The organism is Polaribacter litorisediminis (assembly GCF_019968605.1).
GTDB lineage: Bacteria > Bacteroidota > Bacteroidia > Flavobacteriales > Flavobacteriaceae > Polaribacter > Polaribacter litorisediminis.
Map to the genome: position 1 here is coordinate 3,355,678 of NZ_CP082966.1, position 18,188 is coordinate 3,373,865.

General features: G+C 32.8%; 11 protein-coding genes and 1 tRNA gene. 4 read left to right on the plus strand and 8 right to left on the minus strand.

Annotated features, from left to right (window positions below; translation table 11 throughout):
* Positions 1-16: 16 nt before the first annotated feature.
* The 7 genes from pbpC to K8354_RS14360 form a co-directional block, all read right to left on the minus strand.
* Complete coding sequence (pbpC, locus tag K8354_RS14330) at positions 17-2,398, minus strand: penicillin-binding protein 1C (RefSeq protein ID WP_223441676.1); 2,382 nt, start codon at positions 2,396-2,398, stop codon at positions 17-19.
* An 88-nt stretch (positions 2,399-2,486) separates the two neighbouring features.
* Positions 2,487-8,030 (minus strand): alpha-2-macroglobulin family protein, encoded by a 5,544-nt coding sequence (locus K8354_RS14335; RefSeq protein WP_223441678.1) that lies wholly within the window; start codon positions 8,028-8,030, stop codon positions 2,487-2,489.
* Between the two features lie 133 nt (positions 8,031-8,163).
* Positions 8,164-8,234, minus strand: a tRNA-Cys gene (locus K8354_RS14340).
* Between the two features lie 55 nt (positions 8,235-8,289).
* A complete protein-coding gene (locus K8354_RS14345; RefSeq protein WP_223441682.1) occupies positions 8,290-8,670 on the minus strand; it encodes a VOC family protein in 381 nt (126 codons plus the stop codon).
* A 9-nt stretch (positions 8,671-8,679) separates the two neighbouring features.
* Positions 8,680-9,036 (minus strand): dihydroneopterin aldolase, encoded by a 357-nt coding sequence (folB, locus tag K8354_RS14350; RefSeq protein ID WP_223441693.1) that lies wholly within the window; start codon positions 9,034-9,036, stop codon positions 8,680-8,682.
* Between the two features lie 63 nt (positions 9,037-9,099).
* Positions 9,100-9,510 (minus strand): DUF2452 domain-containing protein, encoded by a 411-nt coding sequence (locus K8354_RS14355; protein ID WP_223441696.1) that lies wholly within the window; start codon positions 9,508-9,510, stop codon positions 9,100-9,102.
* A gap of 247 nt (positions 9,511-9,757) precedes the next feature.
* Positions 9,758-9,973, minus strand: coding sequence for a zinc ribbon domain-containing protein (locus K8354_RS14360; RefSeq protein ID WP_223441699.1), 216 nt, complete (start codon positions 9,971-9,973; stop codon positions 9,758-9,760).
* 109 nt (positions 9,974-10,082) lie between these two features.
* Here K8354_RS14360 and K8354_RS14365 point away from each other — a divergent pair, with 109 nt between their 5' ends.
* Both K8354_RS14365 and K8354_RS14370 read left to right on the plus strand, forming a co-directional pair.
* Entirely contained in the window at positions 10,083-11,774 is a 1,692-nt protein-coding gene (locus tag K8354_RS14365; RefSeq protein ID WP_223441702.1) for a glutamine--tRNA ligase/YqeY domain fusion protein, read from the plus strand.
* A gap of 53 nt (positions 11,775-11,827) precedes the next feature.
* Positions 11,828-12,133 carry a DUF6370 family protein gene (locus K8354_RS14370; RefSeq protein ID WP_223441705.1) on the plus strand — a complete coding sequence of 102 codons (306 nt, stop codon included), beginning with the start codon at positions 11,828-11,830 and terminating at the stop codon, positions 12,131-12,133.
* A gap of 45 nt (positions 12,134-12,178) precedes the next feature.
* Here the strand turns inward: K8354_RS14370 and K8354_RS14375 are convergent, their stop codons facing one another.
* On the minus strand, positions 12,179-13,480 hold the full coding sequence (locus tag K8354_RS14375; RefSeq protein ID WP_223441709.1) for a hypothetical protein: 1,302 nt from the start codon (positions 13,478-13,480) through the stop codon (positions 12,179-12,181).
* Positions 13,481-13,625: 145 nt separating this feature from the next.
* Here K8354_RS14375 and K8354_RS14380 point away from each other — a divergent pair, with 145 nt between their 5' ends.
* Both K8354_RS14380 and K8354_RS14385 read left to right on the plus strand, forming a co-directional pair.
* Positions 13,626-16,028, plus strand: a complete 2,403-nt coding sequence (locus K8354_RS14380) for a TonB-dependent receptor (protein ID WP_223441712.1) — start codon at positions 13,626-13,628, stop codon at positions 16,026-16,028.
* A 97-nt stretch (positions 16,029-16,125) separates the two neighbouring features.
* Positions 16,126-18,186 (plus strand): hydantoinase/oxoprolinase family protein, encoded by a 2,061-nt coding sequence (locus tag K8354_RS14385; RefSeq protein WP_223441714.1) that lies wholly within the window; start codon positions 16,126-16,128, stop codon positions 18,184-18,186.
* The last annotated feature ends 2 nt before the right edge of the window (positions 18,187-18,188 follow it).

Consider the following 18,188-nt stretch of genomic DNA (forward strand, 5'->3'; position numbering starts at 1 on the left):
AAAAACTACATGAAATTTAGTTCTTAATAATGATTTGTTGTTGAATTTCCTCCCCAAAATTATCGATTACTGTAATCTTATGATGACCAATTTTAGGTGCAATTTGAAACTCATGAATTTCGTTTGTTTTTCCTAAATAGCTATTATTTAAATACCAATATAGCGTAATTTTTTTATTAGCATGAGCAACTTTTAAAATGATTCCGTTTTGTTTTCCCTCAAAATCTCTGGGTAAAAAAATGGTGCTTTTTTCTGTTGGATATATAAATTTCATTCCGTTTTCTATTCCTCTAAAACAATCATTTCTAAATTTTGGCAACGGTTTGTAGAAAGGATTTTTAACCTTATAATAATACTCCATTAAAGGAGGCAAGACAAACCAAGATTTCTGTTTGATGTTTTCTATCGATGCACACGAAGTATTTACCTGATAATTCTCTGATGCGTCTACATGTATAGAAATATGAAAAGGACAAGGTGCTGTTTTTAACCCTGAATTCTGAACATATTCTAGCTTTTTACGTTCACAGATTTCTGTAGCCCTAAAACCACTTTTAGTACAAATTTCGATTTCAGTCATTTCATCAAAAGGTTTTTCAAACCAATCTGATTTTGGTAATTTATCAAAAACATCAAATAAAATAGGCGCTGCACTTTGCACTCCTACCAAACCGGGCCTTCCTTCTCCGTCTGCATTTCCTACCCAAACGCCCACAACATAGTCTTTGGTGGTGCCAATTGCCCAAGCATCTCTACAACCAAAACTTGTGCCTGTTTTCCAAGCAATTTGTTTTGCAGCATCAAAAAATTCCCAATTTCCTTCAGCATTGGGTCTATTTACTTCTTTTAAACTTTGAAAAGTCAAGTAAATCGATGCAGCATCAAAAATAATTTTTTCTGACGATTTTACGCCAAAATCGATTTTTTCATCCCCATAAAAAGTAGGCTCACAAAACTCATTTGTACGATATCTACTAGAGTTTTCTGTATAATGATTTACAGTAGATGCCATGGAAGCGTAACTTTTACATAAATCCCATAAGTTACTTTCTGCACCTCCTAAAACAAGTGTTAACCCATAATGATTCGCATTTCTTCGGATATCTTTTAAGTTTAATTTTTGCAAATAATCATGAAATTTCTGCAAACCAAATTTTTGCAACATTCTAACTGTAGGTACATTTAAAGATTTTGCCAATGCTAATTTTGCTGAAATGGCGCCTGCATACTTTTTATCAAAATTTTCTGGTTGATAACTGCCGTAGTTTATCGGTACATCTGCGACTAAAGTATTCGGTAATAACTCGCCACTATCTAACATCGCTGCATATAAAAATGGTTTTAAAATACTTCCTGTACTTCTTGGTTTCGTAACAATGTCTACATCTTTTTGATGCTTTTTTGAGGTTAGCGTATTTCCTACATAGCTTAAAACTTGTCTTGTTTTTACATCTAAAATCAGTACCGCAATATTATGAATTCCGTTTTTACGCAATTGATTATACTGATTTTTAACAATATCATTTGTTTGTATTTGCAAGCGCTTATCTATAGTAGTTTTTACAATTTCTCCTTTGTTAACTTTATGAATTCTTTGTAATAAATGGGGTGTAATTTGTGGTAAATTATAGGGTTTTTCAGGGATTTTTTCTAAAATTGATAACGCATAGGTTAGTGTATCAATCTCGTTTTTGGCGAGTAATTTTTGTAACAATCGATTTCTTTTCGCTACTAATTTCTGTTGATTTTTTCCGGGATACATTAAATTTGGCGCATTCGGCAACACGGCTAACGTTGCAGCTTCTGCCCAAGATAAATCTGCAGATTTTCTATTAAAATAACGCCAAGAAGCCGCATCTAGTCCAACAACATTTCCGCCAAAAGGAGCATTTGAACTCCAAAAAGTAAGAATTTTTTCTTTGGATGCTCTCAATTCTAATCGTGTTGCCAAAACTAGTTCTTTTAATTTTTCAAAATAGGTTCTTGATCTGTCATCTCTGCTCAATCGAATGACTTGCTGCGTAATGGTGCTCCCTCCTCTTTTTATGCTTCCTGCTTCTAAATTTTGTTGGAAAGCCTTAAAAATAGAAACTGGATTAAAGCCTGGATGTTGATAAAAATGTTCATCTTCAAACTGAATTAAGCAGGTTTTAAATTTATCGGGAACAGCATCATTATGCGGAAATCTCCATTGGCCGTCTTGTGCAATTAAGGCCCCTAATAATTCATTATTTTTACTTGTAATTACTGTAGATGTTGGTTTTGTAAACAGCTGCTTTGGCAAACAAAAGGCATAGAAAATTATCAAAATCAAAAGAAATATTGTTTTCTTTTTGTGTTTCTCCTGCAAGGTTTTAAAAACCTTGTAGGTATAGTTGTATAACTTCTCTTTTTTCAATTTAATTTTTTGGAATAAAACTCAATTGTACAATTATAAACCTACAAGGTCTTGGAGACCTTGCAGGATTGACTAATAAATTATTGATCTACTTCACTACCTCAACCCAACTTCCTTTCGTTCTCACCAAATAATCATTGTCATACATTGCTTCTACTTGAATTCCTGGTAAATAGTAAGTTCCTAAATATGCCGCGTTTAACAACACTGTAAAAGTTTTTGTTTCTGGTACTTTTGATTGCTCTTTCAAATCGAAGTAAAAATTAACACGATCGTCTCTAATATCGGTATAGCGAGCTTCACTTTTTGTCGATGTTCCAAAATCTGTAAAACGAGTGTTTACGATTTCCCATCCTGAAGGAAAAATTTGCGTAAGCGCAATATCATTTATGGCTTCATTTTTAGAAGTACTCACATTAATTTCAGCGACAAAATCCTGACCTTGTTTTAGTGTTTTTATATCAATTTTATTTCCTTGAACATCTTTATAATTCACAGAAACGCTTAAACCTCTACTTTCTGAAAGTTCATCACCTAAAGGCAACTTCCCTAAATTTATAATTCTTGCAAACACAATATTATCATCAACATTCTGAATTGTAATTGAATTTAGACCTTCTTTTAGCTCAATTTTTCTTTGCAGAAAAGAACTATTTGTGGTTATTTTCTCTGTTTTATTAGTATTTGTGTAGTTTAAATTGATGGATTTTCCGCCATTTTTAACCACCATTTTTCCAATAGACACTAAACTATAAGCGGTTGTTTGCGTGCTTAACCAATGATTACTAGACAATTCTTTGGCAATAGTTTCCGCCAACTCTTTTGTGCTTTTATCATTTAGTAATAACATCGTTTCTAAAGCCATCGCTCTATTTCTGGTTACAGAACCATACGTACGATGATCGTAGTTCACAAAGTTTACATTGGCAGTTTTTATAATGGCATCACTCGCCTCTTTTTGCCCCACCAAAGCATAAGCGGCGGCTAATCTCCATTTTGCTTCATTGGTAATTTGTTTAAATTCTCGCAATCTATTCATGGCCGATAAATCTGGACTTCCTGCCAAAGCTAGCGTGTATAACCTGTATGCTTGTGCAAAATCTGTGGTATACTGCGTATAGCTTGGTCGCCAATTTCTAGCTTCTTTTTTTTGATATTTAATAAAATTAGACTTGAACGTTAAGGGCAATACAAATCCTTTTTTTGCTGCTTCTAACATAAAATGACCAGCGTAACTAGTTCCCCAATCACTCACATTATTTTCTCCCATCCAATAACTTAAACCTCCATTTACTTTTTGAAAATCACCTAATCGTTCGATTCCTTTTTCTATATTTTTTTGAACTTCAGAGCGTTTTGCTGAGGTTAAATCAAACAAATCATTTAAAAATAATTGCGGAAAAACACTGGAGGTCGTTTGCTCAACACAACCATGAGGATATCGTATTAAATAATCTAATCTACCAGAAAAATTAATTGGCGGAATCGTTGATAATTCTAAGATTGCCGAGTTTGAACCTTCCACTCCAAAGGTATCAAAATTGATGATTTGTGTTTCTGTACCCTGAATAGTTTTATCAAGGATTGTTGAAGTCATCGGATTAGGATTTACGACATCGAGTTCTACTTTATAAGATGCTTTTTCTCCGTTGCCGGATGCAAGAATCTCCACAGTATGAACACCATTCGCTTTTAAAACATCCAACTCAAAATACACCATTTTCTCGTCTGGTTTCTCAAAGTTTACGGTTTGTGTTTTGTTCCCAACAACAGCTATTCCGTTTGTTGTTTTTATTTGAACTGTTACGTTTTTCACTTTTTTATCCATCGCAAAAACGGAAATTGGCAAAGTAACTTTTTCTTTTGGTGATAATTTTCTTGGTAGCGTTGCCAGCACCATTAATGGCTTTTTAACAGGCACTGTTTTTTCGGTATTTCCGAAAGCTTCATTTTTAACATCACCTGCAACCACCATCGTTCTCACGGAACCGATATAATTTGGCAACCTAATTTTATGGACTTTTTTTGCTCCTTTTTCTAAATAAAAAGGTCCTAAATATTTTACTACAGGTTTAAATCTATTGGCTTTTTGATTTTTTCCTTTTGATACACTTCCGTCTCCACCAATTGCAAAAACTTGATCTATGCTTCCTGAATATGCGCCTATAACGTCATCAAAAATATCCCAAGTTTTTACCCCTAAAGCTTCTCTTGCATAAAAATCGTCGTATGCATTTGGCGTTTTAAATCGTGTTAAATCTAACAAACCTTCCTCTACAATTGCCAAAGTATAAGTCATTGATTTGTTATTCTTTTCCGATACTTTTACAGAGAACTCTTCTTCTGGTTGCAGCACATCTAACATATTAATTTCTGGCTCTAATTTTGTGTTTTTGTCTCCTACCAAAATCGGAATTACACCATACAACCGAATTGGCAAATCGTTTTCTGAAACTTGATGTGGTTGCAATAAAGAAATATTTACAAACACATTGGGCGTCATATTTTTTTGAATCGGAATTTCAACGGAAGTTGTTCCTTTTTGAGTTTCTACCCATTTTGTTTCTAAAACTCTTGAACCATTTTCAATACTGATGAGCGCTCTTCCTTTGCTTCCTGAAGGAAATATTATTTTAGCAGTTTCACCAACATTATAGCTTTCTTTATCCGCAGAAAATACCAACATTTTTGCAGCTTCTTTGTCGCCAGAAGTTGAGTTTTGCCACCAATTTTTATAGAAATAAGCGGTTCTTCCCGTTGCGTGACCACTTTTTTTATCAATAACTCGTATTAAAAATCTTCCTCTATCATTTTCTGGAATATTCAACTTAAAAACACCTTCTCCTTTAGAATTGGTAACCACTTTTAAAGTTTGATAAGGCTTATGATAACTACTAGATGTATATGCTGATAAATTATCTTCAGAAGAACTCCACCACCAACGCCATTTTATTTGATACACCTGCACTTCAATTTCATCATTTTTAATTGGCATTCCTTTTTCATCCACAGAGATTAACGAAAAAGTTTGATTTTCATCAGTAAAAAAAGATCCGTATTTGTTTCCTTTAGGAGATTTTAATCCTACAAAAGAGGTAAAAGGCGCATATTTTTTTGTGAAAGCATCCATTGAAAAATCACCACCATTTTCAAATGCTCTTACTAAAAACTGAACGTTTAACATTCCTGGAGCATTTTTACCAACGGTTAACTTATTGCTAATTTTTGCCAATCCGTTGTTATCTAATTTCCCCTCAAAAAGGGTAATTTCTTCGGATGAAAAACTTCTTGATGGATCTAAAAAAACATACGCTTTATAGTTTTCAAAACTAAAATTTGAGGCCGAAACTTTTGCTTTCACCTCCGCTTTTAAGTTTTTAGCAGGGGTTCCATGCAACCACTTTACATCTAAAGTTCCTTTTATCGGCTTGCTAGAAGATAGAATTTCATCTTCAAAATCTACTTTAATTTTTAAACGGTTTGGTTTAACCGTTTCAATTTTTAAGGTTTTATAAAACTTTGCACCTCCAACTGAAACTTTTGCGGAATAATTCCCTGTTTTTGCCTCTGGCGAAGTAGTTACTGTAAATTTATAAAACTTATGAAGATTTTCTGAAGTTACCTTTTTGTAAACTAACTTTCCATTAGGATCAGTAACTTCTAACTTTATAGGATGATTTTTAGGCAATTCATTCTCTACATCATTCAACAAAAAAGTTAAATGCAAAGAATCTCCAGGTCTCCAAACACCTCGTTCGCCATACAAATAGCCTTTTAATCCTTGCTGAGTTTTGCTGCCAGAAACATCAAACTTACTCAACGACAAGGAATTACCGTCTGCTAATTTAAGATATCCTTTATTTCTTCCTTTCGAAACCATGGCAAAAGCCGCATTTTTTGATGAATTGATGGTTACAAAACCATCTGAATCCGTTGAAGACGATGCGATTTCTTGCTGTTGAAAGTTAAATAATTTTACGTTTGCTCCCACTTCGGGTTGTGCATTTAAAATATTGTTCACTGCCAAGAAGTAAGAGTTTTCGACTCCTTGTTTTACGATAATTCCTAAGTTTGATGCCAATACGTTTTGAGCAATCATTTTATCTTGGTCGTAATACGCTTCGTGGCATGGATTTTCTCGTTCTCGCCAATTATAATTTTCGTTTTTATACCTATATAATTTATTGTCCCAATACAACTCTTCCCTTATTTCCTCATCATCAACTTCGCTATAATCATCCTCATTAAAAGCATTTGAATCATTTTCAGAATTTTCATTTCCTAAAGTGCTACAATCGGCAAAAACTTGATTTTTATTATAATTGAGTTCAATTCTGTAGATTGCTCCGGGTTCGGTAGCCACCATTTTAGAAATATCAATGCTATATGCTTTCCATTTTTGCGTATTGTTTTGTTCATTATTAATTAAAGTAATGGTTTGTTTGGCAACTCTTCTTCCAACTCTTTTTAAATCATACTCGTTGTTGCTATTCAAATTATTATCCTGTAAAAACTGCAACACATTGTCTTCAAAAACTTTAATAATTCTAACATCCACTTCCCGCACATTAACGGCTTCAAAATTGAACTTTAAATTCTTTGAATTCGGTAAAATAGTTCCGTTAGAAATGGCTCTTATTTGTGGTTTTTCCTGTTCAAAAGAGATCGTTTCCTGAAATGTGTCTTTAAGTTTATACTCCTCTGTATCTTTAATTCCTTGAAAAACCGAAACTAAAATATCTCCAGAGAACTTGGCTTCAGAAAAAACTTTTAACTCATTACCGTTGACAATAAATCTTGGTTTTACTAAATTCTCAATCACGACCAATCCGTCAAAATTTTGTTGCTTTTTTAGTGTATTCGAAAAATTAACAGAAATATACTGCTCATTGGTGTTATTCACGCTTATATGAACAACTTTAAAATTATTTTTACCAGGGATGATAATTTCATTTTCACCATTGTTTTCCGCATTTATAGCAGCACCATTCCACTGAACAACTAATTTAGAATCCTCTTCAAAACGGTGAATACTATCAATTTTGAACTCAAAAATTTTTCCTGACTGGTAAGACTCATTCCAAACAACATTTTTATCATCTCCTTTTTGCGAGGCCTTCAGAAGTGTTTTTGCATTTTCTAAGGAAATAATATCTGCAGATTTTACAACACCTTCTAAATATTGATACTCTTTTGAATACGATTGTAACACCTCTGTTTTAATTGAAAAGTTTGGTGCAATTGTTTTAAATTGGAATGTATAATCTTCAAATTTTTCTGGAATACTTTTATAAATTTCCGACAACTTAACCGTTACTGAATATTCGGTATCTGGCTCTAAATTTTCATCAGGAATAAAAATAAAAGCATGTTTATTAAAGATTTCAATTTTTCCGCTTACAAAGGGTTTTATGGATAAAATATCTGCAGAGATTTCTTGATTCGCTTCCCAGCCTTCTACATCTTTAACAAGATTTATATTTAACTTTTTCTTCACCGAAACCACCCCAGACGTTGTGTAACTTATATATTCTTTGAAACTATAAATATTATCGATTGCTATTTTCTCTTTTTTACAAGAAAAAATTAATAAGAAAATAATGAGAATTGAGGGTAAGTTTTTTAGTTTCATAGCTGATGAATTTAATATCACAACCAAAAATAGTGATTTAACCATGGAAAAAATTACGAATTGAGAATTCGTAAGGTTCTTTTTAGAATTCGAAGGATATAAAAAACCTCAATCTTGTAGATTGAGGTTTTTGAGGTGTCTAGCGGATTCGAACCGCTGTACATGGTTTTGCAAACCATTGCCTAGCCACTCGGCCAAGACACCTTTTTTAAATTGAGATTGCAAATTTACGCAAATTTACAAGTACTGCAAGCATTTTTTATGTTTTGATTTTCCAAGGCGGATTTACTCTGTTTTCTCCACCGTAAAATAAAATAATTTGATTGCCATCTATATCTTTTAAGCGCGCCTCACGCCACAACCATGACGTATCATTTGGTTTTTCCTCAAAATGGATTCCTTGTTTCATCAAATCAGCCACCTTTTCATCTAAATCCTCACATTCAAAATAAATATAAATACCATCTCCTCTTTGCATTTGGTCTACTTTATGAATCGAAAAAGTTGAGTTTCCATCTGGGCAAACAAACCTTGCATAGTTTGGTAAAGCCTCGACAATTAATTCTAATCCCAATGTTTTATAAAAAGGAATTGCCTTGGTTACATCTAAAGAAGGAACTGTAATTTGATTTAAATTCATTGATGAATATTACCTTTCTTTTGTCAAAATAACAACAACTTCTTCTACATTTCCGCCAATTGGAGGATTTATTTTTGAAACTGAAACCGTTGCTTTTTCAATCATTTTTAGTTCTCTAAAAAAACGGTCTAGAATCCTCTGAGCAACTTCCTCTAACAATTTAGAACGAATTGCCATTTCTTCTTTTACCACATGATTTAAGTGCACATAATCTACCGTGTCAGCTAATTCATCTGTTTTTGCTGATTTTTTTAAATCAGCTTCTACGATTACATCAACCCTATATGCTGATCCAATTTTTGCTTCTTCGTCTAAACAACCGTGATAAGCGTAAAGTTTGATGTTGTTTACTTTTATGATTCCCAAAATAATTTGATATTTTAAAATACCTACAAGGTTTTTAAAACCTTGCAGGATAAATATAGTTTGTTACTCTATTTTCTCCCACATTTTATCTGTATTTAACCTGAAAGAACCAATGTAATCAAAGCTACATTGTGCTGGTTCTATGATTGATAAAAATGGCTCTCCATTTCTATTATTGTATAAATGATAATTCTCACCAAAAATAGGTTCGAAACTAAACTTTGCGTTGTAAATTAAATCATTGTATTGAAACTTTTGCATTAAGGTTTCATACTCCTTTTTAACTTCGTCAAACTTCGATTTTAGTTGTTTATTTACACGTTGAATTCCGTCATTTTTCCAACTTGCCGTGTTTAATGGCTTAATTACAGGAGAACTTGCAGAAGTTCCGTAAGGTTTTAAAGCCGCATCATATTGTTGCGTTTCTTCATTAAAAACAACTAAATCTGGTTTTTTTTCTGCGTCTTTATTCATCCTGCAAAATTACGATAAAAAATAAACACGAAACTCCGTTTTTAGAAAACTTTAACTGGCAAAAATGCCCGCGTTAGCGATTGAAGTGGCATCCTTTTTATCTCTTTTTCGAGATAAAAAGATATAACGGAAAGCGCGACCTGAAAGGAAACGCCCAAAATATTCAAAATAAATTCTAAAATAAATTAGGAATTAGTTCAATTTGTAATTTCAAATTCGTTTTCAAACCTCTTAAAATTGAGGTTCACTAACTCGTAAAAAAGTCGAAAACGTTGCTTATTGCGCTTGTTTTGGTTTTGTAGAACTCGGTGTACGTGCAGCGTTCGCAAGTTACGCTGGTATATTTCTGATTCTGAATATCGAATATTTTAGATAATGTGCCGCCGGTTGCTCGTAATTGCCCTAATTTATATGTTTTACAATTGCATTTTGGGCAGGTGTAATTTCTAATTTGGTCGCTCATAATTTTTGGTTTTATGTATTAGTTGTTGAAATTACAAATTTGTTACAAATCCTCAATGTCTATAAAGTATTTTATGTAATTTTGTGCTATAATTTTGTATATAAAAAACATGTCTGAAGAGAATAAATCGCTCAATTTTTTAGAGCATATAATAGAAGAAGATTTAGCAAATGGAATGCCGAAAGAGAATTTACGATTTCGTTTTCCGCCAGAACCCAATGGATATTTGCATATTGGTCATACCAAAGCTATTGGCATTAGTTTCGGTTTAGGTGAAAAATACAATGCACCCGTAAATTTGCGTTTCGACGATACAAATCCGGCAAAAGAAGAGCAAGAATATGTAGATGCTATTAAGGATGATATTTCTTGGTTAGGATATTCTTGGGCGAATGAATGTTATTCTTCAGATTATTTTCAGCAATTGTTCGATTGGGCAGTTTTGTTGATCAAAGATGGAAAAGCCTATGTAGATTCGCAAACCTCAGAAGAAATGAGAGTGCAAAAAGGAACGCCCACTCAAGTTGGTACAAATAGTCCTTTTAGAAACAGATCTGTAGCAGAAAACTTGGAATTATTTCAAGGAATGAAAGATGGAAAATTTAAAGAAGGTGCACATACTTTGCGTGCAAAAATTGATATGGAATCTCCGAATATGTTGATGCGTGATCCTTTAATGTATAGAATTATGTACAAAACGCATCACAGAACTGGCGATGATTGGTGCATTTACCCAATGTATGATTGGACGCATGGTGAGAGCGATTATATTGAACAAATTTCGCATTCTTTGTGCTCTTTAGAGTTTAAACCTCATAGAGAATTGTACAATTGGTTTCGTGATAACGTGTATGATTTTAGTAAATCTGAATATCCGAATCCACCAAAACAACGTGAGTTTTCTCGTTTAAATTTGAGTTACACCATAATGAGTAAACGTAAGTTGTTAACGTTGGTTGAAAACGGAATTGTGTCTGGTTGGGATGACCCAAGAATGCCTACAATTTCTGGTTTGCGAAGACGTGGTTATACACCTGCTGCGATTAGAAGTTTTGTAGAAACTGTTGGAGTTTCTAAACGCGAAAATGTAATTGATGTAGCGCTTTTAGAATTTAAAATTCGTGAGGATTTAAATAAAACGGCCAAAAGAGTTATGGGCGTTTTAGATCCTGTAAAAGTGGTTATTACCAACTATCCGGAAGGAGAAGAAGAAATGCTAATGGCTAATTATAACGATTATGAAGAGGGATTTGGAAGTAGAGAAGTTCCGTTTTCTAGAGAACTTTATATCGAAAAAGAAGATTTTAGAGAAGAAGCAAATAAGAAATTTTTCCGATTGAAATTAGGAAGTGAAGTTCGTTTGAAAAATGCCTATTTTATCAAGGCAAATAGCTGCACAAAAGATGAAGATGGCAATGTAATTGAAATTCAGTGTACGTATGATCCGTTAACAAAATCTGGAATGGATACTGAAGAAAGCAAACGTAAAGTGAAAGGAACTTTGCATTGGGTTTCTGTAAAACACGCTTTAAAAGCCGAAGTAAGATCGTATGATAGATTATTTTTAGATGAAGCACCAGACGCTCACAAAGACAAAAATTTTATGGAATTTATTAACCCAAATTCTCTAGAATTCATTGAAGCTTTTATAGAACCGAGTTTGCAAACGGCTGCCATTGGCGATCGTTTTCAGTTTCAACGTTTGGGTTATTTTAATGTGGATGTTGATAGTACGGATGCCAATTTAATTTTTAATAAAATTGTAGGTTTAAGAGATTCTTGGAAATCCCCATTGTCCTAAAGGACATTTCCCCAAAGGGGAATATTAGACTAAACTTTTAAAAAATAAACATTATGAAAAAATTACTTTTAGTATCGGTTTTTTTAATTGCGATTTCCTGTGGCAATAATAAAGAAATAACACAAGTTGCAGAAGTATCTTGTGGTCAGTGTAAATTTGAATTAGATTCTGAAAATGGTTGCAGTTTAGCCATTAGAATTGATGAAAAAGCGTATTTTGTTAAAGGTTTTAAAATTGATGATTTTGGTGATGCACATGATGAACATACTGGTTTTTGTAATGTTATTAGAAAAGGTGAAGTTACTGGTTATGTAGAAGATGGTAAATTTATAGCAAGCTCTATTGAGTTGGTTGAGTAACCTATTTGTAAAAGGCTTGCCTAATACAAATTTGTGTTTTAAACATTAAAGATACTGTTTAATTTTTTCTTCCACAAAGGAATCTACATCACTAAAATTCAAATAAAAATCTTTGTTATTTTTTAATAAAGCATTCAATTTATTGTTGTTTTTCCATAACAAAACTTTTCCGTTTAAAACATCTGCTCCTGAATAAACTAACATATAACTAATAAATAAATCTTTTTCTAGTGGATTAACCCTAATGGAAAACTGCGAAAAAGAATTATTTTTTTCTGAAAATTCAGAAATCAAATAGTTTTCAGTTTTATTAACGCGACCAATACCTTTAAAATTATTATTATTAATCTTTAATGTTAGTTCTCCAAGGCTGTTTAATACTTTGAAATAGATCGGTATTAAATAATTATTATCACCAAGATAGAAGCCACAATATTCACCAATTAAAAAATTTACAATTTCTAAACGGTTTGGAGAAATTGCTAAATCTGAAGCCTTATGAGGTAAAATACTTTCTACTTCCATTCTTTGAGAATATAAATAATGATGAAAAATAGGGTTTACTTCATTCGATTTTACTTTAATTTCTTGTGCTTCTTTATCCTGCACTTGTTCAAAAATCAACTTACCAATTACTGGACTATTGTTTCTATTAAATCCGCAATAAGCCCCTAACAATACGGGTTTAGTTTGCATATTGTTTCCAAAAAATATATTTACAAAACACTCCTTATTAAGATTAGAATTTTCTTTGCTAAAATAAAAAGATAATGCACTTTCACCAGTAGGAACACATTTACCAAAATAGGTGTAGAATATTGGTTGTGAATCTCGTTCCCAATATAAAATTTCCCAAGAAGCTGTTTTCATTTTATAAATGGTGAACTTAGATTTTATAAAATATTGACGATTTTCGATATAATAACCTACATAGTAGAGTGCGTCTATAGCACTTGAATTTTCGTCAATATTGGTTCCTTTTTCCTGTTCTTTTATGTCTTCAGTAATAAAAGTAGAATTATGAATATAATCGCTATAAGAATTATATCCGGCTGCCAATAAAAGTAACGACAAATAATCCCTCCTTAACTTGGTATACTTACTATTTCCTCTATCTATTTCTTTTATTTTATTATATAAATACTTCCCATTAATCCACTGACCTGTAATTTCAGTGATAAATCCTTTTAAACTTGGACGTTCAGCATTGAAGTCTCCAAAACCATATAACTGGAATACAGTAAGTGTTTTTATTTCTATGGAATAATGTTTAGAAAAAACAGCTAAAAGCTCTTTTTGTAACCCTATAATCAAACTATTAGATACTGTAATTCCTCTTGCATTCATAATAAATAAAAATATTAATAGTTCACAAAATACATTTATTCCAGTTAAATTCCTATTTTAAATTAATAATATTAAAATAACAGGAATATAGGAATTAATCCTAATCTATTTGTAAAATTGCGTAACTAATTTAAAATAAGTAAAAATGAAAAATCTAATTTTAACCCTTTTTTGTATCACTTCATTGATGGTATTTGGGCAAAACACAAAAGATATTGGCGGTAAAGTTTTAGATGCAACAGGCAACCCCCTGCCTGGAGCAACCGTTATAGAAAAAGAAAACCCACAAAACGGAACAACAACTGATTTTGACGGTGAGTTTATCCTTAAAGTTAGTCAAAACGCTAGCGAACTCGTAATTTCTTACATTAGCTATGAAAGTAAAACTGTAAAAATTACTGGCAATTACATAAACGTTGTATTAAAGCCAAAAGAAAATCAGCTTGATGAAGTCACTATTAAAGGTTTTCCATCCGTAGCGAGTAAGGCACGTGTTAGATCACAAGCCATTCAGAGTTTACCAGAAACTACTGTGGCCATAAATGCAGCTACTATTGAAGCTAGTGGTATTGATAATATTCAATCCTTTACATCACAAATCTCTAATGTAACTTTTACGCAAGCACAGCAACCAGGTGTAAATTTTTTAACAGTACGTGGTATATCCCAAATTAGAAATGCTGAATCGCCAGTAGCGGTGGTTATTGATGGAATGACTTTACCAGATGCAAGTGCAATGAACATGTCTCTGTATGACATTGAATTATTAGAATTTGTAAAAGGTCCTCAAGGAACACTTTACGGTAAAAATGCGATTGCAGGCGCTGTAAACATCATAACGAAAGACCCTACAAATAATAATAAAACTAAAGTAATGCTCAATACGGGTAATGGTGGTTTGTTAGGTGCTGGTATTTCTAGTTCTGGAGCTTTTGTAAAAAACAAGTTTTATTACAGTTTAAATGGTCGATACTCTTCTTTTGATGGTTTAATAAACAATACATTTTTAAATCAAAAAGTAGACTTTTCAAAAGAATACAATTTTCGTGCAAAGTTAAAATACAAGTTCAATCCACGTTGGTCAGCAACCTTTGTACAAGATAATTTTAAAGTGGAAGCAGGTGGTAATTACTATGTGACTAAAACAGATCTTTTTGATGCAACAATACCTGTACTGGCCGATGATGACTATTCTAGTGAACCTTTTGGAGATGTTTTAGGAGATTCCGATTTATCTAATGCCTTAAGCAGTTTAAAAATCGAAGGTTCCTTGGAGAATGCAAAGTTTCAATCGGTTACTTCTTATAATGCCACAAGACGTTATTACATCGGAGAAAATGATTACTCTCAATACGCCTTTAGCAAAGTTTCTCAACAATCAGATTCAGATACGTTTAGTCAAGAATTTAGACTAACATCAAATGCTGCCGAAGAAACAAAATTAAATTATACTTTTGGTACCCTATTTCAAAATAGTAAACGCTATTTAAATACCTCTACGTTTTTAAATAATACCTACTACGAAGGTGGTTTTGTAGATGCATCTGCTGCAAACGCAAATTATAGTGCAACAGGTTTAGTGGGTAATGACGATGACAACACCATACAAACGATCGCTGCTTTTGGTTTTATAGATTATAAAATTACAGATAAGTTTACATTATCTGCAGGAATGCGTGTAGATTATGATAAATTAACAAACGAGTCTCGTATTTCAAATACTTCCATAGAAAATGACATTACCGTATGGCAACCTAAATTCTCTTTAGCTTATGAATTTTCTGACGCTGTATTGGGATATGCAAATTATGGACGTGGCTATAGAAGCGGTGGATTTAACTCTGATGCAACTGTAAAATTTAATAAAACCTATGAAGCAGAATTTACTAACAACTATGAGATTGGTTTAAAAACAAGTTTCTTAAACAATAGAATTATTTTTAACAACGCATTTTATATCATCGATTTTAAAAACCAACAACAATACACATTTATACCTGTAACGCCAGCTGTATTAGGAATATATAATTTCGATGAATCTAGAATATCAGGTTTTGAAACGGAAATAAAATTTAAAGCAAGTAATACCTTAGACTTTTTTGCAGGTTTAGGATTAAATAACGGTGAAATAAAAAAAGGTACTTACAACAGATTAACTAACGCTGCTGCATTCGATTATACCACAAGTGAAGTAGTAGATGTTAGCGGAAATACCTCTCCTTTTACCATAGAAAGTACCTTTCAAATTGGGACTAATGCCAACTTTAAACTATCAGAAACTTCTAAATTAGGGTTTCATTTAAATGTGGATAGCAGAGGTACACAATATTGGGATCCTTTAGAAGAGTACAAACAAGATCCATACACATTAGTAAACGCCAGAGTAAATTTAAAGTTGAGTAAAATTGATGTGAGCTTGTGGGCAAATAATATTTTTGACACTAAATTCAATACCGAGTTTTTCCCAACAGCAGAGTTTGGTTTTAATAACTTAAGATTTCCAAACACCCCAACAACGGTAGGTGTAGATTTATCTTACACATTCTAAATTTAATAAAGCAGTCCAACCCTTTGTCTTTTATCAAGTAAAAATGATAAAGATTGGCTGCCTGTATAATATATTTAAATAAATAACACGAACATTTATGAGAGTCGCAACAGATATTGGTGGAACCTTTACAGACTTAGTTTTTTTCGATTACGATAAAGAAACTAAAGAGGTTAAAAAAGTAGAGGTATCCAAATCCAGCACAACACCAGGTGAGTTTGAAAAAGGAATCCTAAATACAATTAAAAAAATAGATTTAGATTTAAATACGATTGAATTTTTTGCTCACGGAACAACTGTGGTGATCAATGCCATTACGGAACGAAAAGGATCTAAAACTGCATTAATTACCACCGAAGGCTTTAGAGATGTTCTTGAAATTGCAAGGGGTACAAGACCCGATTTGTATAATTTCAACTTTAAAAAAGAAGAACCCTTTGTAGAGCGTTATTTACGACAAGAAGTAAAAGAACGTATCAGTTATTTAGGTGAAATTATAACGCCGTTAGACTTATCTTCAGTAGATGATCTAATTACAGAATTTATAAAAGAAGAGGTAGAAGCCATCGCCATTTGCTTTTTACATGGCTATAAAAACCCAGTTCATGAGAAACAATTAGCGGAATACATTCGTACTAATTACCCGCAATTTGAAGTGATCACTTCACATGAAGTTACCAGAGAATGGCGAGAATATGAACGTACGAGTACTACCGTATTATCAGCCTATGTAAAACCCATAGCCACAAAATACTTAAATAATTTAACGCATCATTTACAAGAGTTAGGGTATAAAAACAACCTATATATTATGCAGTCTAATGGTGGTATTACTACGATTGAAGATGTAAAGGCAAACCCAATTACCTTAATCGAATCGGGGCCTGCAAGTGGCATGCTTGGTGCTGTAATGTTAGGCAGAACTATTGGTAAAGAAAACTTATTGGTCTTAGATATTGGTGGTACTACTGCAAAATGTTCCTTAATTGAAAACGGCATACCAAAAATAGTAACCACTTATAATATTGAAAAAACAAAAACCCAAGCCGGGTTTCCAATTTTAACACCCGTCATAGATATTGTAGAAATTGGTAACGGTGGTGGCAGTATCGCTTGGTTAGACGATGGTGGTAAAATGCGTGTTGGACCAAAAAGTGCCGCCGCAAATCCTGGGCCTTCTTCTTACGGAAAAGGTGGAACAAACTTTACAACTACAGATGCAAACGTAGTTTGTAACCGTATTCATAAAGACTACTTTTTGGGTGGCGAATTAAAACCAGATTTTGATAGCTTAAAAAACGCAGCAAAACCACTTTGTGATGAATTAGATATGACCATGGAAGAAGTTGCGCGAGGTGTAATTCGTGTCGCAAACTCTAATATGGTAAATGCCTTAAAAAGTGTTTCCGTAAATAAAGGATACGATCCAAGAGATTTTTCTTTGGTGGTTATTGGCGGCGGCGGTCCAATGCATGGCGCTTATTTAGGTGAAGAATTACAAATGCCAGAAATTATAGTTCCCTTAAATGCAGGTGTATTTTCAGCCTTCGGGATGTTAATGTCAGATTTAAGAAGAGATTATATTCGCACAGACGTTATGGCTTTAAATGTTGATAATTTTTCAATCTTGAATAGTGTTTTTCAAGAAATGAAAAATGAAGCTACAAAAGCCTATGAAAGAGATGCATATCAAAAAGAAGACATTCAATTTGAATATTTTTTAGACCTGCGTTATGACGGACAAGAACACTCAGTAAAATTGAAGTTATCTGATATCGATAACTTAAAAATGGATGAAATAGAAAATGATTTTCATCAACTACATAAAAAGAGATATGCTTTTAGCCTTGCAGATACTCACATAGAAATTGTAAACTTTCATCTAGTAGCCGAAGTTATTGTAAATAAACCTGTTATTAGTAAGATTGAAGCTAAAGGTTATTCCGTTGAAGACGCTTTAATTGCTACTGAAAATGTTGATTTTGATGAATCTGGCATCCACGAAAGTCGCTTTTTTGACAGAAATAAATTAGACCCAGGAATGACGATTTCAGGTCCCGCCATTATTGTAGAAAGTTCTACTTCAACAGTTGTGCCTCCAAAACATCAATTTAGTATTGATATCTACGCAAACATCATCATCAGTAAAATAAAGTAATT